Below are 536 nucleotides of genomic sequence, written 5' to 3' on the forward strand. Positions count from 1 at the left end.
CCAACGGCAACCCTGCCGTACAGCAAACACGTACAGTAAATGTGAACGACTTTACTGCCCCAGTCATTACGCTTAATGGTGACAGCAGCATTAATATCGCTCTAGGTAGTGTCTACAATGATGCGGATGCGAGTGCGTCGGACAATATTGATGGCGATATTTCAGCAAGCATTATTCAGAGTGGCACTGTTGATACCGGTACAATTGGTAGCTACACCCTTGTGTATAACGTGAGTGATGCGGCTGGCAACGCTGCAATCCCCGTCACACGAACAGTTAATGTTGCTGATGCGAGCGGCCCTGTTATTACGCTGATCGGAACCAACCCCATTAATCATGAGGTGAATACAATCTTCACCGACCCGGGTGCGACAGCGCTAGATAATGTCGATGGAGATGTATCTTCAAATATCGGTGTCAGCGGTACGGTCAATGCTGCAGTTGTTGGTAGCTATGTACTGAGCTACAACGTGAACGATTCCTCAGGCAACTCTGCTACTACCGTTACCCGAACAATTAACGTTCAAGATACTGGC

At 48.1% G+C, this 536-nt stretch carries 1 protein-coding gene; it reads left to right on the forward strand.

Annotated features, from left to right (window positions below; genetic code table 11):
- On the forward strand, nt 1-536 hold a 536-nt coding region (locus tag A3766_RS22325; RefSeq protein ID WP_156509049.1), incomplete at both ends, for a DUF5011 domain-containing protein.

It is taken from the genome of Oleiphilus sp. HI0132, from assembly GCF_001635845.1.